General features: G+C 60.4%; 24 protein-coding genes and 1 other RNA gene. 7 read left to right on the top strand and 18 right to left on the bottom strand.

The genetic code is table 11. The annotated features are described in order from the left end of the window. Positions 1 to 2 precede the first annotated feature (2 nt). From mraY to rsmI, 9 genes are all read right to left on the bottom strand, one after another. Entirely contained in the window at positions 3 to 1,085 is a 1,083-nt protein-coding gene (mraY, locus tag H621_RS0110150; RefSeq protein WP_028943288.1) for a phospho-N-acetylmuramoyl-pentapeptide-transferase, read from the bottom strand. Further along, positions 1,085 to 2,455: a UDP-N-acetylmuramoyl-tripeptide--D-alanyl-D-alanine ligase gene (locus H621_RS0110145; RefSeq protein WP_028943287.1), complete on the bottom strand. Its 1,371-nt coding sequence runs from the start codon at positions 2,453 to 2,455 to the stop codon at positions 1,085 to 1,087. Before H621_RS0110145 ends, mraY begins: the two co-directional genes overlap by 1 nt. Beyond that, positions 2,448 to 3,911 carry a UDP-N-acetylmuramoyl-L-alanyl-D-glutamate--2,6-diaminopimelate ligase gene (locus tag H621_RS0110140; protein ID WP_028943286.1) on the bottom strand — a complete coding sequence of 488 codons (1,464 nt, stop codon included), beginning with the start codon at positions 3,909 to 3,911 and terminating at the stop codon, positions 2,448 to 2,450. The genes H621_RS0110145 and H621_RS0110140 overlap by 8 nt, the downstream gene beginning before the upstream one ends. Further along, positions 3,911 to 5,644, bottom strand: a complete 1,734-nt coding sequence (locus tag H621_RS0110135) for a peptidoglycan D,D-transpeptidase FtsI family protein (RefSeq protein WP_167332103.1) — start codon at positions 5,642 to 5,644, stop codon at positions 3,911 to 3,913. Before H621_RS0110135 ends, H621_RS0110140 begins: the two co-directional genes overlap by 1 nt. Continuing rightward, a complete protein-coding gene (gene ftsL, locus H621_RS0110130) occupies positions 5,644 to 5,937 on the bottom strand; it encodes a cell division protein FtsL (protein WP_028943284.1) in 294 nt (97 codons plus the stop codon). Before ftsL ends, H621_RS0110135 begins: the two co-directional genes overlap by 1 nt. Further along, positions 5,934 to 6,881: a 16S rRNA (cytosine(1402)-N(4))-methyltransferase RsmH gene (gene rsmH, locus H621_RS0110125; RefSeq protein ID WP_028943283.1), complete on the bottom strand. Its 948-nt coding sequence runs from the start codon at positions 6,879 to 6,881 to the stop codon at positions 5,934 to 5,936. The genes ftsL and rsmH overlap by 4 nt, the downstream gene beginning before the upstream one ends. Continuing rightward, positions 6,878 to 7,333, bottom strand: coding sequence for a division/cell wall cluster transcriptional repressor MraZ (gene mraZ, locus H621_RS0110120; protein WP_010220775.1), 456 nt, complete (start codon positions 7,331 to 7,333; stop codon positions 6,878 to 6,880). The genes rsmH and mraZ overlap by 4 nt, the downstream gene beginning before the upstream one ends. Positions 7,334 to 7,642: 309 nt before the next feature. Next, an RNA gene (rnpB, locus tag H621_RS27755) (RNase P RNA component class A) lies at positions 7,643 to 8,002 on the bottom strand. 67 nt (positions 8,003 to 8,069) lie between these two features. After that, a complete protein-coding gene (gene rsmI / locus H621_RS0110115; RefSeq protein ID WP_028943282.1) occupies positions 8,070 to 8,945 on the bottom strand; it encodes a 16S rRNA (cytidine(1402)-2'-O)-methyltransferase in 876 nt (291 codons plus the stop codon). A 186-nt stretch (positions 8,946 to 9,131) separates the two neighbouring features. On the opposite strand from rsmI, the gene H621_RS0110110 reads away from it, so the two are divergent. From H621_RS0110110 to H621_RS0110090, 5 genes are all read left to right on the top strand, one after another. Further along, positions 9,132 to 10,952 carry a penicillin-binding protein activator gene (locus H621_RS0110110; RefSeq protein WP_028943281.1) on the top strand — a complete coding sequence of 607 codons (1,821 nt, stop codon included), beginning with the start codon at positions 9,132 to 9,134 and terminating at the stop codon, positions 10,950 to 10,952. Then, a complete protein-coding gene (locus H621_RS0110105) occupies positions 10,952 to 11,323 on the top strand; it encodes a YraN family protein (RefSeq protein ID WP_028943280.1) in 372 nt (123 codons plus the stop codon). The genes H621_RS0110110 and H621_RS0110105 overlap by 1 nt, the downstream gene beginning before the upstream one ends. A 129-nt stretch (positions 11,324 to 11,452) precedes the next feature. Next, positions 11,453 to 12,046 (top strand): phosphoheptose isomerase, encoded by a 594-nt coding sequence (locus H621_RS0110100; protein WP_028943279.1) that lies wholly within the window; start codon positions 11,453 to 11,455, stop codon positions 12,044 to 12,046. Further along, positions 12,043 to 12,621 (top strand): BON domain-containing protein, encoded by a 579-nt coding sequence (locus H621_RS0110095; protein ID WP_028943278.1) that lies wholly within the window; start codon positions 12,043 to 12,045, stop codon positions 12,619 to 12,621. Before H621_RS0110100 ends, H621_RS0110095 begins: the two co-directional genes overlap by 4 nt. 74 nt (positions 12,622 to 12,695) lie before the next feature. After that, positions 12,696 to 12,914 (top strand): YgdI/YgdR family lipoprotein, encoded by a 219-nt coding sequence (locus H621_RS0110090; RefSeq protein ID WP_028943277.1) that lies wholly within the window; start codon positions 12,696 to 12,698, stop codon positions 12,912 to 12,914. 49 nt (positions 12,915 to 12,963) lie between these two features. On the opposite strand, the gene H621_RS0110085 is transcribed toward H621_RS0110090, so the two are convergent. The 7 genes from H621_RS0110085 to rplM form a co-directional block, all read right to left on the bottom strand. Beyond that, positions 12,964 to 13,392, bottom strand: coding sequence for a ClpXP protease specificity-enhancing factor (locus H621_RS0110085; RefSeq protein ID WP_028943276.1), 429 nt, complete (start codon positions 13,390 to 13,392; stop codon positions 12,964 to 12,966). Between the two features lie 17 nt (positions 13,393 to 13,409). Next, a complete protein-coding gene (locus H621_RS0110080; protein ID WP_028943275.1) occupies positions 13,410 to 14,027 on the bottom strand; it encodes a glutathione S-transferase N-terminal domain-containing protein in 618 nt (205 codons plus the stop codon). A gap of 117 nt (positions 14,028 to 14,144) precedes the next feature. Further along, the gene (locus H621_RS0110075) at positions 14,145 to 14,924 is read right to left on the bottom strand and encodes a cytochrome c1 (RefSeq protein ID WP_028943274.1); all 780 of its coding nucleotides are present in this window, start codon (positions 14,922 to 14,924) and stop codon (positions 14,145 to 14,147) included. After that, positions 14,924 to 16,135, bottom strand: coding sequence for a cytochrome b (locus H621_RS0110070; protein ID WP_028943273.1), 1,212 nt, complete (start codon positions 16,133 to 16,135; stop codon positions 14,924 to 14,926). Before H621_RS0110070 ends, H621_RS0110075 begins: the two co-directional genes overlap by 1 nt. Next, a complete protein-coding gene (petA, locus tag H621_RS0110065) occupies positions 16,135 to 16,728 on the bottom strand; it encodes a ubiquinol-cytochrome c reductase iron-sulfur subunit (RefSeq protein ID WP_028943272.1) in 594 nt (197 codons plus the stop codon). The genes H621_RS0110070 and petA overlap by 1 nt, the downstream gene beginning before the upstream one ends. A 264-nt stretch (positions 16,729 to 16,992) precedes the next feature. Then, a complete protein-coding gene (rpsI, locus tag H621_RS0110060) occupies positions 16,993 to 17,385 on the bottom strand; it encodes a 30S ribosomal protein S9 (protein ID WP_028943271.1) in 393 nt (130 codons plus the stop codon). 14 nt (positions 17,386 to 17,399) lie between these two features. After that, on the bottom strand, positions 17,400 to 17,828 hold the full coding sequence (rplM, locus tag H621_RS0110055; protein ID WP_028943270.1) for a 50S ribosomal protein L13: 429 nt from the start codon (positions 17,826 to 17,828) through the stop codon (positions 17,400 to 17,402). A gap of 251 nt (positions 17,829 to 18,079) precedes the next feature. Between rplM and H621_RS0110050 the strand changes: the two genes are divergently transcribed. Further along, a complete protein-coding gene (locus tag H621_RS0110050) occupies positions 18,080 to 19,120 on the top strand; it encodes an NADP(H)-dependent aldo-keto reductase (RefSeq protein ID WP_028943269.1) in 1,041 nt (346 codons plus the stop codon). 190 nt (positions 19,121 to 19,310) lie between these two features. Beyond that, complete coding sequence (locus H621_RS0110045; RefSeq protein ID WP_209420937.1) at positions 19,311 to 20,231, top strand: GlxA family transcriptional regulator; 921 nt, start codon at positions 19,311 to 19,313, stop codon at positions 20,229 to 20,231. A 110-nt stretch (positions 20,232 to 20,341) separates the two neighbouring features. Here H621_RS0110045 and zapE read toward each other — a convergent pair whose 3' ends face one another. Together zapE and H621_RS0110035 are read right to left on the bottom strand one after the other, a co-directional pair. Further along, a complete protein-coding gene (gene zapE, locus H621_RS0110040; RefSeq protein ID WP_028943267.1) occupies positions 20,342 to 21,436 on the bottom strand; it encodes a cell division protein ZapE in 1,095 nt (364 codons plus the stop codon). Between the two features lie 82 nt (positions 21,437 to 21,518). Next, positions 21,519 to 22,868: a tryptophan--tRNA ligase gene (locus H621_RS0110035; RefSeq protein WP_028943266.1), complete on the bottom strand. Its 1,350-nt coding sequence runs from the start codon at positions 22,866 to 22,868 to the stop codon at positions 21,519 to 21,521.

The following is a 22,868-nucleotide window of genomic DNA, read 5'->3' as shown; positions in this document are numbered from 1 at the left end:
TTCTACCTCAGTTTCAGGGTGGCAAGGCCGATCAGCACCAGAATCACGGTGATAATCCAGAAGCGGACGATCACCCGAGGCTCGGGCCAACCCTTGAGTTCAAAGTGGTGGTGGATCGGGGCCATGCGGAACACTCGACGGCCGGTCAACTTGAAAGAGGCCACCTGGATCACCACCGACAGGGTCTCCATCACGAACACACCGCCCATGATGAACAGGACGATTTCCTGGCGAACGATGACGGCAATGGTGCCCAGTGCAGCACCCAGTGCCAGGGCACCGACGTCGCCCATGAACACCTGGGCCGGGTAGGTGTTGAACCACAGGAAGCCCAGGCCGGCACCGATCAGCGCGCCGCAGAACACAATCAGCTCGCCTGCGCCCGGTACGTAGGGAATCAGCAAGTATTCGGCAAATTTCACGTTGCCCGACAGGTAGCAGAAAATGCCCAGAGCGCCGCCCACCATCACCGTCGGCATGATCGCCAGGCCGTCGAGGCCGTCAGTCAGGTTGACCGCATTGCTCGAACCGACAATCACGAAATAGGTCAGCACCACGAAACCGGCACCCAGCGGGATGGTGAGATCCTTGAGCATCGGTACGATCAGGGTGGTTTCCACGCTGCTTGGCGCAGTCATGTACAGGAAAACCGCAGCGCCGAGGCCGAACACCGACTGCCAGAAATACTTCCAGCGGCTCGGCAGGCCACGCGAGTTCTTCTCGATCACCTTGCGGTAGTCATCGACCCAGCCGATCGCACCGAACAGCAAGGTGACGACCAGTACCACCCACACATAGCGGTTGGTCAGGTCGGCCCACAGCAAGGTGCTGATACCGATGGCCGAGAGAATCAGGGCGCCACCCATGGTCGGGGTGCCGGATTTGGACAGGTGCGATTGCGGGCCGTCATTGCGAACCGCTTGACCGATCTGGCGAATCTGCAGGGTACGAATCATCCAGGGGCCCAACCAAAGGGCCAGCGACAACGCGGTCAGTACGCCCAGGATCCCGCGCAGGGACAGGTACTGAAAGACCGCGAAGCCTTTGTAGAACTGTTGCAGATACTCAGCCAGCAGCAGCAGCATTAATGTTTCTCCCCGCTGGAACCGCACAAAGCCGCCACGACGTTCTCCATCGCAGCGCTGCGCGAACCCTTGATCAAAATAGTGGTGTTAGTGGCCTGCTCGGCGGCGCAAACGGCGTCGATCAGGTCAGCTTGATTAGCGAAATGTCGGGCATTGGCACCGAACGCTGCGACCGCGTGAGCCATGTTCGGCCCCACGGCATACAAGGCCGAAACCTTGTCTTTGGCGTAGTTGCCTACCTGCCGATGCCCTTCCTCGGCCCACTGGCCCAATTCGCCAATATCCCCGAGCACCAGAACGGTGCGGCCGGAAAAGCCGGCGAGTATATCAACGGCAGCGCACATAGAGGTGGGGTTTGCGTTGTAGGTGTCATCGATAACCCGCACACCGTTGGCAGCCATCTGCACCACGGTGCGGCCCTTGACCGGTTGCACGGCATTCAGCCCCTCGGCGGTTTCCTCCAGCGATACACCGAACGCGTGTGCGGCAGCGGCGGCGGCCAAGGCATTGCTGACGTTATGAGTACCGAGCAAATTGAGCTGGACCCGCGCTGTGCCCACGGGGCTACGCAGATCGAACGCCGGGCAGCCTCGCTCATCACGGGTGACAGTGCCGGCGTGGAAATCTGCGGCGCCATTGGTCAATGCGAACGTCACCACACGGTGGTTGCCGGCGCGTTTTTTCCAGGTATCGAAAGCCTTGTCATCAAGGTTCAACACCGCGACACCGTCCTGGCCCAGACTTTCGAGGATCTCGCCCTTGGCTTCGACAATTTTCTCTGGCCCGCCGAACTCGCCGACATGAGCCGTGCCTGCATTGTTGATCAACGCTACCTGAGGCTTGGTCAGCCCGACGGTATAGGCAATTTCGCCAATACGCGAAGCACCCAGTTCGATGACCGCGGCAGTATGCTCCGGGGCGAGTTCAAGCAGGGTCAGCGGCGCACCGAGGTCATTGTTCAAGTTGCCACGAGTGGCCAGGACCGAACCACGGGTGCGCAGAATGCTGGCCAGCATTTCCTTGACGGTGGTCTTGCCGCTGGAGCCGGTGATAGCAGCCACTGGCTTGTCGAAAGCGGCACGGTTCAAGGCACCCAACCGGCCCAAGGCCAAGCGGGTATCGGCGACCAGCAACTGAGGCAGGTCGCTGCCCGGCACTTCACGCTCGACCAAGGCTGCGACAGCACCTTTGGCCTGTACGTCGTTCAGGTAGTCATGACCGTCGAAACGAGGCCCGGCCAGGGCTACAAAGAGTTGCCCGGCAACGACTGCGCGGCTGTCGATGCTTACCCCGGTAAAGGTTGCATCGCCACCCACCAGGCGGCCCTGCAAGGGCGCGGTCAACTGGCTGAGGGTCAATGGCTTAAGCATGGGGCGTCTCCCACAGCGCGAGTGCTTTCTCGGCCTCAACCAGATCGGAGAAGTCGTGACGCTCACCGTTGATTTCCTGGTAATCCTCATGCCCCTTGCCCGCCAGGACGATCACATCGTCGACAGCGGCGCTGGCAATCAGCTGGGCAATGGCTGCGCCGCGACCGGCAACGAACTCGACAGCATCGGCCTTGGCAAAACCAGGACGAATGTCGGCAAAGATCCGCTGGGGGTCCTCGGTACGAGGGTTGTCGTCAGTGACCAGCACGCGGTCAGCCAGGCGCTCGGCCACTTCGGCCATTAATGGGCGCTTGCCGCGATCGCGGTCGCCGCCACAGCCGAACAGGCACAGCAATTGCCCCTTGGCGTGCGGACGCAGCGCCTGGAGGACCTGCTCCAGCGCATCCGGGGTATGGGCATAGTCGACTACCACCAGCGGCTTGCCGCCGCCACCCAGGCGCTGCATACGCCCGATAGGTCCTTCCAGGGTTGGCGTGACCTTGAGTATTTCGTCCAGCGCGTAGTCGAGCGCCAGCAAGGTGCCGACTGCCGCCAGCATGTTGCTCAGGTTGAAGCGACCCAGCAGCCGGCTGCGCAAGGTGCGTTCACCCTGGGCAGTCACGATCACGGCGCGAACACCGTCATCGTCAAAATGCGCTTCGCGGCAGTAGAGCGAAGCAGCACTGTCAATTAGGCTGTAGCTGATCAAGCGCGATTCGGCATCCGCATCGGCAAGGCGACGACCGAAGTCGTCATCCAGGTTGACCACACGGCAACGCAGGTTTGGCCAGGCGAACAGCCGCGCCTTGGCGTCTTCGTAAGCCTGCATGCTGCCGTGGTAATCCAGGTGATCGCGTGACAGGTTGGTCATCACTGCGATATCAAACTCCAGCGCTGCAACCCGGCCTTGATCCAGGGCATGAGAGGAGACTTCCATGGCAACTGCCTTGGCGCCACCTTTCTTGAGGTCGTTGAGTGTGGCCTGGACGGCAATCGGGTCCGGCGTGGTCAGGCGGCCACTTTGCAGCTCGCCATAGAAGCCGGTGCCGAGCGTGCCAATCAGGCCGCAGTGCTGACCGAGCTTGTCCAGGGCCTGGGCCACCAGTTGGGTGACGCTGGTCTTGCCATTGGTACCGGTGACGCCAATCAGATTCAGCTGACGGCTAGGCTCGCCGTAAAACCGCCCGGCGATATCCGACAGCTGGGCAATCAGGCCCTTGACCGGGATCAGCGGCGCTTCAGTGATCGGCAACACGGTGGCGCCTTCGGCTTCATAGGCGACAGCAGCCGCTCCACGCTTGAGCGCGTCGGCAATATGTTCGCGGCCATCGACGCGCGCACCCGGTACCGCCAGGAACAGGTCGCCCGGACGGATGTTGCGGCTGTCCAGCGTCAGCTCGCGGATCAACGGATCCCGGCTGGCCTGGGCGAAAAGCTTGCTCAGAGGCATTGTCATTAACCGCGCCCTCCCTTGGCGGGCGCAGCATTGACCTGCTGCGGTGGTGTCGCCGGCGGCAGGTTGTCCGGCGGAATGTTCATCAGGCGCAACGTGCCAGACATGACTTTACTGAAGACCGGGGCAGAGACCAGGCCGCCGAAATAGCCGCCTTTGCTCGGCTCGTCAATGACCACCACCACCGCATAGCGCGGGTCGCTCATCGGGCCGAAGCCTGCGAACAGCGAACGATAAGAGTTCTCGGTGTAGCCCTTGGAGCCGATAGTGGCCTTGCGCGCTGTACCACTCTTGCCACCTACGTGATAGAACGGCACCTGCGCACGGAACACCCCGCGCGGCGCTTCGATGACTTGCTGGACCATGCCTTGGATGGTCTTGGCCACTTCCACCGGCACCACTTGCGTGGACTCCGGCGTCTTGTCGACCTTGAGAATACTCAGCGGCACCATCTTGCCGTCGTTGGCCAGCGCGGCGTAGGCATGCACCAGTTGCAGCGCGGTCACCGACAGGCCGTAGCCGTAGGACAGGGTCGCGGTTTCAGCCTTGCGCCACTCGCGGTGGTTGGGCAGGTTACCCACCCGCTCACCCGGGAAACCCAGGCCGGTGTACTGTCCCAGCCCCAGCTGGGACATTACGCGGTAGATGGACTCGCCACCGATATCGAAGGCAATTTTGCTCATGCCGACGTTACTGGAGTTGATCAGGATGCCGGTCAGGTCGAGGACCGGACCTTCGCTTCTGGAAACGTCGCGAATGGTATAGCGCCCCAACTGCAAGGTGCCCGGATAGACCTCTACCTTGTCGGTCGGCTTCCAGCGTCCGCTTTGCAGGGCGGCACTCATCGACAGCGGCTTGACCGTGGAGCCTGGCTCGAACACGTCAATGATTGCCCGGTTGCGCATGGCGGCCGGGAACATGCTGCGACGGTTGTTCGGGTTGTAGGTCGGCTGGTTGACCATGGCCAGGACTTCGCCGGTCTTCACGTCCAGGATCACCAGGCTGCCCGCCTTGGCTTCCTGCTCGGCGATTGCATTGCGCAGCTCGCGGGTCGCCAGGTATTGCAGGCGAAGGTCGATGGACAACGCCAAGGTCTTTCCGGCCTTGGCGTTTTTGGTTACCTGGATGTCTTTGATCAGCCGGCCACGCCGGTCCTTGATGACCTGTCGCTTGCCCGGCACGCCGGCAAGCCACTCATCGTAGGCCAGTTCGACCCCTTCCCGACCATGATCGTCAAGGTCGGTAAAGCCGACCATGTGCGCAGCCACATCGCCGGCCGGGTAGAAACGACGAAACTCCTCGATGCCGTAGACGCCGGGAATTTTCAAATCGAGGATCACCTGACCCTGCTCTGGGGTCAGGCCCCGGACCAGATAGATGAATTCCTTGCCGGCCTGCTGTTCCAGGCGCTGGGAGAGCTGTTGCGGGTTCTGCTTGAGCGCTGCGGCCAGTGCCGGCCAGCGATCCTTGTAGGCCTGCATTTCCTTGGGGTTGGCCCACAGGGTGGTGACCGGCGTACTCACCGCCAGCGGTTCGCCGTTACGGTCGGTGATCAGGCCCCGGTGCGCAGGAATCGGGATATGACGCAGGCTGCGAGCGTCGCCCTGGCCCTTGAGGAAGTCACGATCGACCACCTGCAGGTCGATGATGCGCCAGGCGATCGCACCGACCATCAAGGCCAGCAGGCCGATGACCACGCGAAACCGCCAGGGGTAGAGTGCGCCTTCAAGTTTCATCATGGCGCCACCATCCGTACTTCATCGGCCGCCGGAATGCGCATTTTCAGCTGTTCGCTGGCCAGGTTTTCGATACGGCTGTGGGCTGTCCAGGTGCTCTGCTCAAGAATCAGCCGGCCCCACTCGGCTTGCGCCTTGTCGCGCTCGCTGAGTTCGCCGTAGAGGGTGTTGAGCAACTGACGGTTCCAATGCGCGCTGTAGGACACCGCCACCGAAGAAACGAGCACGGCGATGAACAGCAGAAGCATCAGGAAGCTTCCGCCTGGCAAAGGCTTGGCGAACAAGCGACTCACCGCAATTTCTCGGCAACGCGCATGACGGCACTGCGCGAACGTGGATTGGCCTTGAGCTCGGCCTCGGAGGCGAACTGCGCCTTGCCGTGAACCTTGATCTTCGGCTCGAAATGCTTGTGCTGCACGGGCAAGTTACGCGGCAGGTTATCGGCCTCACCCTTGACCAGCTTGCGCATGAACAGTTTGACGATGCGGTCTTCCAGCGAGTGGAAGCTGATCACGACCAGGCGGCCGCCGACTTCAAGTGCCTCGAGCGCTGCTTCAAGACCGGCTTCCAGATCACCCAGTTCATTGTTGACGTGAATGCGCAGGCCCTGGAACGCACGGGTGGCCGGGTTCTTGCCCTTCTCCCAGGCTGGGTTGGCCACCTTGAGCACTTCGGCAAGGTCTGCGGTGCGGGTGAAAGGCTCGGTCTCACGGCGCAGCACCACGGCACGGGCCATGCGCTTGGCAAAACGCTCCTCACCGTACTCCTTGAATACCCGGGCGATTTCTTCTTCCGGCGCATTGGCGATGAATTCGGCAGCGCTGACACCGCGCGAAGGATCCATGCGCATGTCCAGCGGGCCGTCATTGAGGAAGCTGAAGCCGCGCTCAGGGTCATCAAGCTGTGGCGAGGAAACGCCCAGGTCAAGCAGGATGCCGCTGACCTTGCCGGCAATACCGCGCTCGGCCACTTCGGCACCCAGCTCGGCAAAACTGCGCTGCACAATGACAAAGCGGCCGTCTTCGGCCGCCAGCGCTTGCCCGGTGGCAATCGCTTGAGGATCTTTGTCAAAACCCAGGAGCCGTCCTTGCGGACCGAGCTTGCTGAGGATCAAGCGGCTGTGGCCGCCGCGACCGAAGGTGCCATCCAGATAGCAGCCATCGGCGCGTACGGCGAGAGCCTCGACGGCTTCGTCAAGCAGTACGGTGATGTGGTTAAAGCCGCTATCTATAGTCACAGGATCAAATCACGCAATTCGTCAGGCATGGCGCCCGGTTGTTGGATAGCTGCAAGGTCGGCTGCCGAAACCGCGTTCCAGGCATCCTCGTCCCACAGCTGAAATTTGTTCAGTTGCCCCACCAGCATCGCCTTCTTGTCGAGCTTGGCGTATTCGCGCAAACGCGGAGGCACCAGGAAACGCCCACTGCCATCAAGCTCCAGATCCACCGCATTGCCGATCAGCAAACGCTGCAGGCGACGGTTCTCTTCACGCAATGACGGCAAGGCGCGCAACTTGGCTTCAATCAGTTCCCACTCATCGAGCGGGTACACACACAAGCAGGGATCTACCGCATCAATCGTCACGATCAACTGCCCGGAACTACGCGAATCGAGCTCGTCACGGTACCGGCTCGGCATTGCGAGACGGCCCTTTGCGTCGAGGTTGATAGCGTTGGCTCCGCGGAACACGGCTTCGATTCCCCATTTGTTAGCATTTTTGTGCCAGAAAACCCACTTTATGCCACTTCCTGCCACTTGCGCACACTATAGGAATCCGCCTACCACACCGTCAAGGCACGCTTATAAGGAAATCCCTTACAGATCGGAGATTTAGCGCGGTAGGGGAAGATGAAAGATGAAATCAGAGAAATCTGAGACGCAAAAAATCAAACTCACTCAGACGGATAGAGTCCGAAGTTAAAGTAATTTATTAAGAGTAAGATTTTTTCGGTATTACGAAGACGCATCTGCTATCGATTCAAGCAGGAGGGGAAAAAGGTGGAGAGTCGATCTGTAAGCCGGGTTCTGTCGAGGACAGTCATTCCTCTACGACGGCCATCACTGGACGCCTTTAGCAACCTACCCGGTTCCAACGCGGGCCGCGCCATATGGAACCCTATTTGGTCTTGCTCCGAGTGGGGTTTACCTAGCCACGAACTGTTACCAGTCGCGCGGTGCGCTCTTACCGCACCTTTTCACCCTTACCGGCACCGAAGTGCTTAGGCGGTTGTTTTCTGTGGCACTTTCCGTAGGCTCGCGCCCCCCAGGCATTACCTGGCACTCTGCCCTATGGAGCCCGGACTTTCCTCCCCCCTCTTTTGCGAAACAAAAGAAGGCAGCGACTGTCCAATCGACTCTCCGCCGCAAAGGTTAACGGTAGAGGCCGCCAAGAACAAGCGATAAAACAATTAATATCACAGTGCCACTAGCGGCTTTTCTGTTTTTCCAGCGCAACCTGGTACAAGACATTCTTGCGCACACCGGTAATTTCCGCAGCCAGTGCCGCCGCGCGCTTGAGTGGCATCTCTGCCAAGAGCAAATCAAGCACTCGCATCGCCTCGCTGCTGACTGCCTGCTCATCTTCCGGCGCACTCCAACCAGACACCAACACCACGCACTCGCCACGCTGCTGGTTACTGTCGGCCTCGACGAACGCACGCAACTCACCCAGCGGTAATCCTTTGAGTGTCTCGAAGGTCTTGGTCAGCTCGCGCGCCAGCAAGGCCGGGCGCTCGGCACCGAAGACTTCTTCCATGTCCTGCAAGCATTCCAGAATTCGGTGCGGTGCCTCATAGAAGATCAGTGTGCGCGGCTCTTCCTTCACCTGACTCAAGCGCGCCTTGCGCCCTACTGCCTTGGCCGGCAGAAACCCCTCAAAAATGAAGCGATCGGATGGCAGGCCCGCCGCCGACAACGCCGCAATCAATGCACACGCCCCCGGCACCGGCACAACCTGGATTCCCGCCGCTCGCGCCTGACGCACCAGGTGGTAGCCCGGGTCAGAGATCAGCGGCGTACCCGCATCGGAGATCAACGCAACGTTGTCACCCGCCAGCAAGCGGGTCAGAAAGCGACTGCCTTCATCGCGCTCGTTGTGCTCATGGCAGGCTGCCAGTGGTGTATTGATACCAAAATGCTGCAACAGGCGAATGGAGTGACGCGTGTCCTCGGCGGCAATCAGCGCGACGTCACCGAGCACCTTCAGCGCTCGAGCGCTCATGTCATCCAGGTTGCCAATAGGCGTGGCCACCACGTAAAGCGTGCCAGCAGTGGAATGGGTAGCCCCTGGAACTTCAGTCACAACACACACCTGTCATCTAGATCAAACCGCCATTGTAGCCCGACTGCCGGTAACAATGCGTCACCGACAATGTCGCTGCAGTGCGCTGCACGACCTATATTGAAGGATTCACGCCAGCAAGATCGCGCCCCGGCCAGTGCTTGGGTACAATTGCCAGTTAATTTGATCGAGTAACAGGACCCTTACATGATCGCTTGCCTGCGGCTGTTCACAGCCCTTTGCCTCGCCGCCCTGCTGGCAGCCTGCGCCAGTTCGCCTTCGTCGAGCCTTGGCGAACTGCCACGCACCCCGGACGCCAGCATCGAGCAACTGCTTGAACAGGCCGCCACCAGCAAGACACCGGAACAAGCCGCCTTGCTGCGCCTGAGCGCCGCCGACCTGGCTTACCGACAAAAAGACAACGTTCAAGCTGCACGTATTCTTGAGCAGGTTCCCGTCGATCAACTCAAACCCGCCCAGCAGATTTTTGCCAGCACCCTGAGCGCCGAACTGGCCATGAGCCGCAACCAGCCCAAGGCAGCGCTCACGGCCCTGAGCCACCCGAGCATGGCACGCCTGGGCGAACTGCCAGAAGACCAGCAAGTACGCACCCGCAGCGTCCAAGCCAGCGTCCTGGAAGCCAACGGCCAACCCCTCGAAGCCGCCAAGGTGCGCGTGGAGCTCGCTCCCCTGCTCAGCGGCAACGCGGCCAGCAGCAACCAGGATGCGATCTGGAACCTGGTCGCCGCACTGCCCAGCGAACAACTGCAAAGCGTCAGCACCGGCACCGACACCCTGGCGGGCTGGGCCAGTCTGGCCCTGGCCGTGAAAAGCGCCGGCACCCTGGAGCAACAGCAGGCTGCGATCGACACCTGGCGCAGCCAGCACCCCGATCATCCGGCGGCACTGCAACTGCCGCTGCCACTGGTCAAGCTCAAGGAGCTGGCCAGCCAGCCGCTGAACAAAATTGCCCTGCTGCTGCCCCAGGAAGGCCAACTGGCCGGTGTTGCCCGCGCCCTGCGTGACGGCTTCATGGCTGCACACTTCCAGGCCCAGCAGGCCGGACAGAAGCCGCCAACCATTGAAGTATTCGACAGCTCGCGCCTGACCTCCCTGGATGATTTCTACCGCCAGGCCCAGGCCGCTGGCGTGCAACTGGTGGTCGGCCCCCTGGAAAAGCCGTTGGTGAAGAAGCTCGCTGCCTACCCGCAACTGCCAATCACCACCCTGGCCCTGAACTATAGCGACGCCGGCCAGAGCAGCCCGCCCCAGCTGTTCCAGTTCGGCCTGGCCGCTGAAGACGAAGCCCGCGAAGTATCGCGTCGCGCGCACGCCGACGGCATGGTCCGCGCAGTAGCCCTGGTACCGCGTGGCGAATGGGGCGACCGCGTCCTCAAAGCGTTCCGCCAGGACTGGGAAGCCAAGGGTGGCACCCTGCTCGCAGCCGAGCACATCGATCAGCCTGTGGCCCTGGCCCAGCAGATCGCCGACCTGTTCCAACTGCGCCAGAGCGAAGGCCGCGCCAAGAGCCTGCAGAATACTGTCGGCGGCGCAGTCTCGGCCCAGCCGTCGCGCCGTCAGGACATCGATTTCATCTTCCTGGCCGCCACCCCGCAGCAAGGCCAGCAAATCAAACCGACCCTGAACTTCCAGTACGCGGGCGACGTCCCGGTGTATGCCACCTCGCACTTGTACAGCGCCACTGGCGACGTCAACCAGTACAACGACATGAACGGCATTCGCTTCTGCGAAACCCCATGGCTGCTCGACACCAACAACACCCTGCGCCAGCAGGTCGTCAGCCAGTGGCCACAGGCCGCCGGCAGCCTTGGCCGCCTGTATGCCATGGGTATCGACGCCTACAGCCTGGCGCCACGCCTGGGCCAGCTCAAGGCGCTGCCGGACAACCGCATCGAAGGCTTCTCCGGCAGCCTGAGCATGAACCCGAACCAGCGTATCGAGCGTCAGTTGCCATGGGCCGAATTCTCTGGCGGCCAGATCAAGCGCCTGCCCGATACCCCACGCTGATGCCCGACAGTTCACCCCGACACGCAGGCCAGGCCGCCGAACGGCATGCCCTTGAATACCTTCAAGGGCAAGGCCTGCGCCTGCTGGCGCAGAACTGGCGATGCAAACGCGGCGAGCTTGATCTGGTCATGCTCGACAGCGATACAGTAGTATTCGTCGAGGTCCGCTATCGATTGCATGCGGACTTTGGCGGAGCGCTCGGCAGTATCGACGGGCGCAAGCAGGACAAGCTGGTGCTAGCCGCCGAGACTTTTCTGCAAACAGAAACACGCTGGGCCAACCATCCCTGCCGTTTCGATGTAATCGCCGTGCAAGGCAGAGGCCACTCGGGCCAGGCACTTCAATGGCTGAAAAATGCCATCGAAAGCTGAGCCCGCCCCTGCACCTTTACCCCTATAACATTTTTGCTCTTTGCTTCGCGGGCTGCACAGTCATGTGCCGGGACCCTTTCTGTAGACTCCCGACACGCCCGACCAGCCGCCCTACTTAAGGTCTCACTGATGGACATGCAATCTCGAATTCGCCAGCTTTTCCAGGCCAGCATCCACACCAAGCAACAGGCGATGGAAGTCCTTGCACCGCACATCGAGCAGGCCAGTCAGGTCATGGTCAATGCCCTGCTCAACGAAGGCAAAATGCTCGCTTGCGGCAATGGCGGATCGGCCGGCGACGCCCAACACTTCTCCTCCGAGCTGCTCAACCGCTTCGAGCGCGAGCGCCCAAGCCTGCCCGCCATCGCCCTGACCACCGACAGCTCGACCATCACCTCGATCGCCAACGACTACAGCTACAACGAAATCTTCTCCAAGCAGATCCGCGCCCTGGGCCAACCAGGGGATGTGTTGCTGGCTATTTCGACCAGCGGTAACTCGGCAAACATTATTCAGGCGATCCAGGCCGCACATGATCGCGAAATGATTGTCGTAGCTCTGACCGGGCGCGACGGTGGCGGCATGGCCTCCCTCCTGCTGCCCGAAGACGTCGAGATCCGCGTACCGGCCAACGTCACCGCACGTATCCAGGAAGTCCACCTGCTGGCGATCCACTGCCTCTGCGACCTGATCGACAGCCAATTGTTCGGGAGTGAAGAATGACCCCTAACCGCCTCGGCCTGATGGCCCTGACCCTGTGCCTGAGCCTGACCGGCTGCAGTTCGGTCCTCACCGCCACCCGCGACACCCCGATCGAGGACGATCGCGGCACCCGCACCTTCGGCAGCAAGATCGATGACTCGCTGATCGAAACCAAGGTTGCCGTCAACGTCGCCAAGGCCAGCCCTGACCTGGACAAGAATTCGCATATCGTGGTCAGCAGCTACAACGGCATTGTCCTGCTTGCCGGGCAAACCCCGCGCGCCGACCTCAAGAGCCTGGCAGAACAGGCTGCAGGCCAGGTCCAGCGGGTGAAGAAGGTTCACAACGAGTTGCAGGTACTGCCCCCCTCCTCGATCCTGGCGCGCAATAACGACGCCTGGCTGACCACCAAGATCAAGACCCAGATGCTGACCGACAACAGCATCCCCGGCTCACGGATCAAGGTCATCACCGAAAACGGCATCGTCTACATGCTCGGCCTGCTGACCCAGCAGGAAGCCACTCGTGCCACCAACCTGGTGCAGGGCGTGTCGGGCGTGCAGAAAATCGTCAAGCTGTTCGAGTACATCGACTGATCTGTCAACTCATCGAGGGGCAAGCCGACTCCCCCGGGGGCCGGCCTGTCCCGCGATCCAACTAGGAAGTACCCATGAAAAACGGCCTGCTGTCGACCTTACTGATCGGCGCCCTCGCCACCCTGGCCGGCTGCTCCACCCCCAGCCTGATCACCCTCAACGATGGCCGCGAATTCCAGGCAGTCGATGCCCCTCGCTTCGAGCGCAGCTCCGGCTTCTACGAGTTCGAGCAACTGGACGGCAAAGTGACCCGTGTGAACAAGGACCAGGTACGCACCATCAGCGACCTGTAATCCAACCGACGCACACAAAAAAGGCGATCCATATGGATCGCCTTTTTTATTACTTCACAACCTTCAGGCTTGGGCGCCCGGACGGCCGAGGCGGCTGGCCACCCGGCGGGCCGTCGTCGTCCGGCTCGATGGTTTCGTCGTCTTCGTACTCATCATCCTCAAGCACCGGCGGCTCCAGCTCGAAGACCATGCCCTGGCCGTTTTCCCGGGCGTAGATGCCAAGAATCGCACCGGCAGGCACGAACAGGGTATGGGCTACCCCGCCAAAGCGCCCCTCGAAGCTCACAGCGTCGTTATCCATGTGCAGATGACGTACGGCATTGGGTGAGATGTTCAGGACGATCTGGCCGTCGCTGGCGAAGTTCTGGGGTACCTGTACCGCCGGGTACTCGGCATTGACCAGCATATGTGGGGTGCAGTCGTTGTCCACGATCCACTCATAGAGTGCACGTACCAAATAGGGGCGACTGGAGTTCATCGACAGCTCCTTAAAACCTAGCGCATTTCACGTTCAGCAGCGGACAGGCTCGTCTGGAAAGCCTCACGGGCAAACTGTCGCTCCATGTAATCGAGCAACGGCTTGGCCGGCCGCGGCAGTTCAATACCCAACACCGGCAAACGCCAGAGTATGGGCAGTAGACAACAATCGACCAGACTTTGCTCCTCACTGAGGAAACAAGGCTTGTCGGCAAACAATGGCGACACGCCGGTCAGGCTCTCGCGCAGTTCCTTGCGGGCCTGCACACGGGCGGCTTCCTTGCTGCGCGGATCGAGAATCAAGTCAACCAGTGCGCACCAGTCGCGCTGGATGCGGTGGATCAACAGCCGACTGTTGGCGCGCGCCACCGGATAGACCGGCAGCAACGGCGGATGCGGGTAACGCTCGTCAAGGTATTCCATCACGACCGTCGACTCGTACAGCGCCAGGTCGCGATCGACCAGGGTCGGTACGCCGCCATAGGGGTTTACTTCGACCAGCTTGGGGGGCAGTCGACCGGGATCAACATTGATGATCTCGACGCTGACACCCTTCTCGGCGAGAACGATGCGCACCCGATGAGAATAGTGGTCAGCGGGGTCGGAGTAGCAGGCTAACCGATTGGTCACGCCCATAGTGGTCCTCCTCGCAGATGAAATTATAGAAGCTACAAATGCAAACGCGCCCTGCAGGCACCTCTGTTGTCCAGAGGCGCCCCAGGGCGCGTTCAACTACCAGAAACTACTGCGTGATCAGTGCACGTCCTTCCAGTATTCGCGCTTGAGCAGATAAGCGAATACGAAGAAGAAGGCCAGGTACAACAACACGTAGGTACCGATGCGCTGGCTTTCCAGTTTGACCGGGTTGGCCGAGTAGGCCAGGAAGGTCACCAGGTTCTTGACCTTCTCGTCGAACTGCTCTTCGGTCAGGGTACCAGATTTCGGCTCCACGGTTAGCTGGTCGCACGCTTCATGGGTCAACGGCGAGCCGGTCAGCGGGTCATATTGCTTCTTGCCGTCGACTACGGTCTGCACCTGCTTGCAGCCAATCACCTGGTTACCCTGCAGGCCAACCAGTACGTTCGGCATGCCCACGTTCGGGAAGACCTTGTTGTTCACGCCGTACGGGCGCGACTTGTCTTCGTAGAAGCTGCGCAGGTAAGTGTACAGCCAGTCGGTGCCACGAACCCGGGCAACGAGGGTCAGGTCCGGCGGCGCGGCGCCGAACCAGGTCTTGGCATCGTCAGGCTGCATGCCGATCTTCATGTGGTCGCCAATCTTGGCACCCGTGAACACCAGCTTTTCGAGCATCAGCTCGTGAGGAATGCCCAGGTCGTCGGCAACACGCTCGTAACGCTGGAACTTGGCGCTATGGCAACCCATGCAATAGTTTGCAAAGGTGCGCGCACCGTCCTGCATGGCGGCCTTGTCGGTCAGATCGATATCAACCTTGTCCAGAACCAGGCCGTGTTCGGCCGCGAAGGTCAACGAGGGCATCACTGCCAGAATCAATACTGCAAGTAGCTTTTTCATCAGCCAGTCACCCTTTCCGGAACCGGTTTGGTCTTCTCAAGCCTGGTGTAGAACGGCATCAGAATGAAGTAGGCGAAATACAGGAAGGTGCAAACCTGCGACAGCAACGTACGGCCCGGGGTTGGCGCCAGTACACCCAGCACACCGAGGATCACGAACGAGATGCAGAACACCAGCAGCCAGGCCTTGCTCATCCAGCCCTTGTAGCGCATGGATTTGACCGGGCTACGGTCGAGCCAGGGCAGCACGAACAGCACGGCAATCGCTGCACCCATGGCAATGACACCCAGGAGCTTGTCCGGGACCGCCCGCAGAATCGCGTAGAACGGGGTGAAGTACCAGACCGGGGCAATGTGCTCAGGGGTCTTGAAGGCGTTGGCCTGCTCAAAGTTCGGCTTCTCCAGGAAGTAACCGCCCATTTCCGGGAAGAAGAACACCACGGCGCAGAACACGAAGAGGAACACCACGACACCGACGATATCCTTCACGGTGTAGTAAGGGTGGAAAGCGATGCCATCGAGCGGCACGCCGTTCTCGTCCTTGTGCTTCTTGATGTCGACGCCATCGGGGTTGTTCGAGCCCACTTCGTGCAGTGCCAGGATGTGCAGCACCACCAGACCGAGGATAACGATCGGCAAGGCCACGACATGCAGGGCGAAGAAGCGGTTCAGGGTAATGCCGGAGATCAGGTAGTCACCACGGATCCACTGGGTCAGGTCATCGCCGATCACTGGGATGGCACCGAACAGCGAGATGATCACCTGGGCACCCCAGTAGGACATCTGGCCCCACGGCAGCAGGTAGCCCATGAAGGCCTCGGCCATCAGCGCCAGGTAGATCAGCATGCCGAACACCCAGACCAGCTCGCGCGGCTTCTGGTACGAGCCGTACAGCAGGCCGCGGAACATGTGCAGGTAGACGACGATGAAGAACGCCGAAGCACCGGTGGAGTGCAGGTAGCGCAGGATCCAGCCGTATTCGACGTCACGCATGATGTACTCGACCGAGGCGAATGCCTCTTCGGCCGACGGGGTGAAGCTCATGGTCAGCCAGACACCGGTAACGATCTGGTTGACCAGCACCAGCAGTGCCAGGGAGCCGAAAAAGTAGAAGAAGTTGAAGTTCTTCGGTGCGTAATACTTGCTGAGATGGTCTTCCCACATCTTGGTCGCGGGGAAGCGGGCGTCAACCCAATCCATGAACTTACTCATCACGCGTTCTCCTGATCGACGCCGACGACAATGATGTCGTCCGACTCATAAGAGTGCGGCGGCACTGGCAGATTGAGCGGCGCCGGCTGGGATTTGTAGACGCGGCCTGCCAGGTCGTAGTGGGAACCGTGACATGGGCAGAAATAACCGCCGACCCACTTGGGGCCCAAGTCCACAGGAGCGACTTCAGGACGGAAGGTTGGCGAACAGCCCAGGTGAGTACACAAACCGACCAGCACCAGGATCTCCGGCTTGATCGCACGGTTTTCCGGGTTGACGTAGGTGGGCTGAACCGAGGCCTTGGACTCAGGGTCGGAGAGGTCACCGGTGATCTTCTTGAGGTTGCCAAGGATCTCTTCGGTGCGACGGACGATGAAGACCGGCTGGCCACGCCATTCAGCAATCATCTGCTGACCTGGCTCTACCTTGGCGATATTGACCTTCACCGGTGCACCTGCGGCTTTCGCCTTGGCACTGGGGAACCATGACCCCACGAACGGGACCGCAGCCCCCACCGCTCCTGCAGCACCCACCACGGATGTGGCTGCTACGAGGAAGCGACGCCGGCCTGCATTGACGCCGTCATTGCTCATTCAGTCCTCTCCCATCAGCTTTATGGCCTGTTACAACAGGCATCTACTAAGTAATTTCTGAACTGCTTAAAATTTGCCGCATGGTAATGAAAAGACCCTTCTCTGACAAGGTGATTAGCCTGTGCCCAAGGCGCAATCCCTTGTAGCTCTTGACTTGCGTCTATGCGGCAAGTTGTCACAGTAAAGAACAGCATAGTTATTCAAGACATAAAAAAAGCCCGGTTCCACAAGGAACCGGGCTTTTTTTTGAACGCCGAAGCGAAATTAACGCTTGGAGTACTGAGGACGCTTACGTGCTTTACGCAGACCCACTTTCTTACGCTCGACTTCACGAGCGTCACGGGTAACGAAGCCAGCTTTGCGCAGAGCGCCACGCAGGGTTTCGTCGTAGTCCATCAGTGCACGGGTGATACCGTGACGGATTGCACCGGCCTGGCCGCTGACACCACCACCGATAACGGTGACGTAGATGTCGAACTTTTCGGTGGTTTCGGTCAGTTCCAGCGGCTGGCGTACTACCATGCGCGCGGTTTCACGACCGAAGAACACGTCCAGAGAACGGTTGTTGATGGAGATGTTACCGGTACCTGGACGCAGGAAAACGCGAGCGGTTGCGGTCTTGCGACGGCCAGTGCCGTAATTTTGAGTCGCCGACATAATGAACTATTCCGTTAAATCTTCAGTTCTTGGGGCTGCTGAGCAGTATGAGGGTGAGTAGCGCCCGCATAAACCTTCAGCTTACGGTACATGTCGCGACCCAGTGGGTTTTTAGGCAGCATGCCTTTAACCGCGGTCTCGATCACGCGCTCTGGGGCCTTGGCGATCAACTTTTCGAAGTTGATTTCCTTGATACCGCCCGGGAAGCCGGAGTGGGAGTAGTACATTTTGTCCGTAGTCTTGGCACCAGTGACACGGATCTGCTCGGCGTTGATGACGACGATGTAGTCGCCGGTGTCAACGTGAGGAGTGTATTCTGGCTTGTGCTTGCCACGCAGACGGCTAGCGATTTCGGTAGCCAGACGACCCAGGGTCTGACCAGCGGCATCAACTACGAACCAGTCGCGCTTTACTGTTTCCGGTTTAGCAGTAAAAGTTTTCATTCTTTATAGCCTCAGGGGCCGCCCAGCGAAAATTAAGACGGCGGATCTTACTGGATAGTGCGCACCTTGACAAGTCAAGGACACAGCCGCACACGGACGCTATCGGGGGCTCGGGTCAGCGCGTCCAATATTCGGCAGGGTTCTTCTATGAAGCGGGGCATCACTCCCACAGCACGGAGAGGGGCTGAATTATCCAGATTGCGAAAAAAAATTCAACCTGCTTTTATGCTTCTTTTGCCAGGGAGATGCCGATGGACTACCGCCAACTGGGCCGTACCGACCTCAATGTCAGCGCCCTGTGCCTGGGCACCATGACCTGGGGCGAGCAAAATGACCAGGCCGAGGCCTTCGCGCAGATCGAGCGCGCCAAGGCCGCCGGAATCAATTTCATCGATACCGCCGAGATGTACCCGGTTCCGCCACGCCCTGAAACCTACGCCGCCACCGAACGCATCATCGGCAACGGGTTCAAGGCCCGCGGCGACCGCGCCGACTGGATCCTGGCCAGCAAGGTGGCCGGCCCCGGCAACGGCATCAGCCACATTCGCGACGGCCAGCTCAAGCACAACCGCCAGCACATCGTCGCCGCCCTGGACGACAGCCTCAAGCGCCTGCAGACCGACTGGATCGACCTGTACCAACTGCACTGGCCCGAGCGCAGCACCAACTTCTTCGGCAAGCTGGGCTACCAGCACTTGCCCCAGGATCACTTCACCCCGCTGGAAGAAACCCTGGAAGTGCTCGACGAGCAGGTCAAGGCTGGCAAAATCCGCTATATCGGCCTGTCCAATGAAACCCCGTGGGGCACCATGAAGTTCCTGCAACTGGCCGAGAGCCGCGGCTGGAGCCGGGCGGTGTCGATCCAGAATCCCTACAACCTGCTCAATCGCAGCTTTGAAGTGGGCCTGGCGGAAATCGCCATCCGCGAACAATGCGGCTTGCTCGCCTACTCGCCCCTGGCCTTTGGCATGCTCTCGGGCAAGTACGAAAACGGTGCACGCCCCGCGAAGGGTCGGCTGACACTGTTCAGCCGCTTCTCGCGCTACTCCAACCCGCAGACCGTGGCCGCCTGCAGTCGCTACGTGAAGCTGGCCCGCGACCACGGCCTGGACCCGGCACAGATGGCCCTGGCGTTCGTCACCCGACAGCCTTTCGTTACCAGCAACATCATCGGCGCCACCAGCCTTGCGCAACTCGACAGCAACCTGGCGAGCTTCGACCTGAAACTCTCCGACGAACTGCTGGCAGGCATTGAAGCCATCCACCAGGACCAGCCCAACCCCGCCCCTTGAGATGCATTGGCGGTTCTCGCGCATTGCGCGGGAACCGAGGGTAGACACAACGGCCAAAAAATAAGACGATCCAGCCGGTGATTGACCACTCTACCCTATAAGAATAAAGAAAATGATGTTTACCCAACCCTCCGCGTCCTTGCGGCGCGTCAGTATCCTGGCCATCGACAACGTCTTTGCTTCTACCCTGATGCAGGCCAAGGACTTTTTCCACCTCGCCAGCCTGCGCTACAGCAAGCAGCTGGGCCTGGGGCTGCGGCCGATATTCGAGACCCGCCTGGTCAGCCCTGACGGCGAGTCGGTGCGCAGTTTCAGTGATGTCCAACTACCCGTGGATGGTGGCCTTGAAGAGGCCGACGTGATCATTCTGCCGGCCTTCTGGGACGACTTTGACGCCCTCTGCCAGCGTTATCCCCAGGTACTGCCCTGGCTGCAGCAACAGCACGCCCGTGGCGCAGTGCTCTGCGGCGAAGCCAGCGGCGTGTTCTGGCTGGCCGAGGCGGGCCTGCTCGATGGCAAGGAAGCGACCACCTACTGGCGTTTCTTCAACCAGTTCGCCGAGCGCTTTCCCAAGGTCAGCCTGAACCAGGACAAGCACCTGACCGATGCCGACAACCTCTACTGCGCAGGCGGCACCACTTCGGCCTGCGACCTGTACATCTACCTGATCGAGCGTTTCTGCGGGGCCAATGTAGCCCAGGCCGTCGCCCGCGACACCCTCTACGAAGTGCAGCGCAACTACACCCCGGGACGCATGGGCTTTGGTGGGCAGAAACTGCACCAGGACCTGATCATCCTGCAGATCCAACAGTGGCTTGAAGAACACTTTGCCGACAAGTTCCGCTTCGAGGACGTGGCCCGCAACCACGGCATGAGCATCCGCAACTTCATGCGCCGCTTCCAGAGCGCCACCGGTGACAAGCCCCTGCACTACCTGCAGCGGCTGCGGATCGAAACGGCCAAGGGCTTGTTGTCGGGCACACGCAAGAGCATCAAGACCATCAGCTACGAGGTCGGCTACGACGACGCGAGCTTCTTTGCACGACTGTTCAGGCAGCACACCGAGTTGTCGCCAAACCAGTATCGCCAACAGTTCATGCAGGAGGCCTGAGGGCCTCCATAGCTGTAAGCTTTAAGCTAAAAGCGGCAAGCAGGAGCAAGGGCGGTGCGATCCGCTCTTGCTCCTGCTTGCCGCTTTTAGCTTGTGGCTTGCCGCTGCCCTTAAGGCTTGTGCGCCCGCGAAAGGAATTCGTGGGACTGCATTTCCAGCAACCGGCTGAGGGTCCGCTGGAACTCGAAGGTCAGGCGACCGCCGGTATACAGATCCTTGAGCTCAACTTCGGCCGAAATGATCAGCTTGACGTTGCGGTCATAGAATTCGTCGACCATGTTGATGAAGCGACGAGCGATGTCATCGGTGGCAACGCTCATCTGCTCGACGTCACTGAGCAGCACGGCATGGAAGATCTTGCCCAGCTCGATGTAGTCGTTCTGGCTGCGCGGGCCATCGCACAGCTCGCGAAATTCGAACCAGGCCACGTCGTCACAGGTACGCAGGGCACGAATCTCACGGTTCTCGATCACCAGCACGTCGTTCTCGACGGCCTGGGTACACTCCGGCGTCAGTGCCTTGAAGCTTTTGCGCAGGCTTTCGTGAGCCGCTTCGTCCAACGGGAAGTGGAACAGTTCGGCTTGTTCCAGGTGACGCAGGCGATAGTCGACGCCGCTGTCGACGTTGACGATATCGGTGTTCTGCTTGATCAGGGCGATGGCAGGCAGGAAACGCGCACGTTGCAGGCCGTCCTTGTACAAGCCGTCCGGCACGATGTTGGAAGTGGCCACCAGGGTGACGCCGTTCTTGAAAAGCTCTTCCATCAGGGTGCCGAGGATCATCGCGTCGGTGATGTCGGAAACGAAGAACTCATCGAAGCAGATCACCCGCGCCTCTTCGGAGAAACGCTTGGCAATGATGGTCAGCGGGTTCTTCTCGCCCTTGAGGGTTTTCATTTCCTCATGTACACGCTTCATGAAGCGGTGGAAGTGCGTACGCACTTTCTGCTTGAACGGCAGCGCCTCGAAGAAGGTGTCGACCAGGTAGGTCTTGCCACGCCCTACCCCACCCCAGAAATACAAGCCCTTGACCGGTGCCTGCTCCTTCCTGCCAAACAACTTGCCGAACACACCCGGCTTGTTGTTCTGCGCCGCGATCAGATCATCGTACAGGCGCTGCAAATGACGCACCGCTGTTTCCTGCGCCGCATCATGGAAGAATTCGGGACGTTTCAGATCTGCTTGATATCGTTCTAGGGGCGTCATAATTCGTTAGCAAGGCAACAAAAGCGGGCCGTCACTGTAGCGACGGCCCCGGATAATGGCAATCAGACTTGCGTCAGATCGTTCAGTCCTGCTGCGGCTGCAACGCAGTGCGCAGGCTCTCGATGGCGGCGTCGCGCGTCGCTTCGTCGGCAAGCTGCGGGCCGTCGGCAACGCATTGCCCTTCCAGCCACAGGCTGAAGCCCAGGCCTTCATTGCGCACATCCAGTTCGCCACCCTGCTGCAGTTGCTTGGTCACGGCACCGGCGGTCTTGCCATCGGCGAAGTTGCGCGACAGCAGCAGTTGCTCGCCGTCAGCGGCCAGCAGGCGGAAGCGGAAGCTGCCATCGTCTTCACGGAAGCTGACAAAGCGCGCAGCCTTGGCCGCCTTCTTCTTGACCTGGGCAGTGCCCTGCTCGATGTTGCGGAACGAGCGCAGGCCTACCGCTTCGCGCAGCTCGGCCAGGAACGGTGTGGCGACCTTGCGGGCTTTCTGCGCACCAGCCAGCAGGATGTCTTCCAGGTCACCCGGGCGACTGATCAGCTGGTGATAGCGCTCGCGCGGCTCGCTCAACTGGCCGTCGAGCAATTGGAACAGGCGTTGCTTGGCCTCGCCCCAGCCCAGGCCCTGCAGCAATTCGCTGCGGAACTCGTCGGCTTGTGCGGGGGTGGCGAAGGCCTGGAACAAGGTGAACAGGTGCGAGTTGTCCGGGTCCTTGGCTTCGCCCGGCGCGCGCGAATCGGTGACGATACGCGAGATAGCGTCTTTCATGTCCTTGGCACTGGTGAACAAAGGGATGGTGTTGTCGTAGCTCTTGGACATCTTGCGACCGTCCAGGCCCGGCAGCGTGGCCACGCTCTCTTCGATCAGCGCTTCAGGCATGGCGAAGAACTCCTTGCCCTGGCCAAACAGGTGATTGAAGCGCTGGCCGATATCACGGGCCATTTCCACGTGCTGGATCTGGTCGCGGCCGACCGGAACCTTGTTGGCGTTGAACATCAGGATGTCGGCGGCCATCAGTACCGGGTAGCTGTACAACCCCATGCTGATACCGGCATCCGGGTCTTCACCGTTCTCCAGGTTCTTGTCCACCGAAGCCTTGTAGGCGTGCGCACGATTGAGCAGACCCTTGGCAGCCACGCAGGTCAGCAACCAGGTCAGCTCCGGGATTTCGGGGATATCGGACTGACGATAAAAAGTCACGCGCTCCGGATCCAGGCCACCAGCCAGCCAGGTCGCGGCGATTTCCAGACGCGAACGCTGGATACGCTGCGGGTCATCGCATTTGATCAGGGCGTGGTAGTCGGCCAGAAAGTAGAACGAGTCGACACCTGGCTCACGGCTGGCGAGGATCGCCGGGCGGATGGCACCGGCGTAGTTGCCCAGGTGAGGCGTGCCCGTGGTGGTGATACCGGTAAGGATGCGCGTAGTCAT

This window comes from Pseudomonas vranovensis DSM 16006, assembly GCF_000425805.1.
GTDB classification, from domain to species: domain Bacteria; phylum Pseudomonadota; class Gammaproteobacteria; order Pseudomonadales; family Pseudomonadaceae; genus Aquipseudomonas; species Aquipseudomonas vranovensis.
Note: the sequence above shows the minus strand (reverse complement) of the source record. Positions and strands in the feature narration are given on the sequence as shown.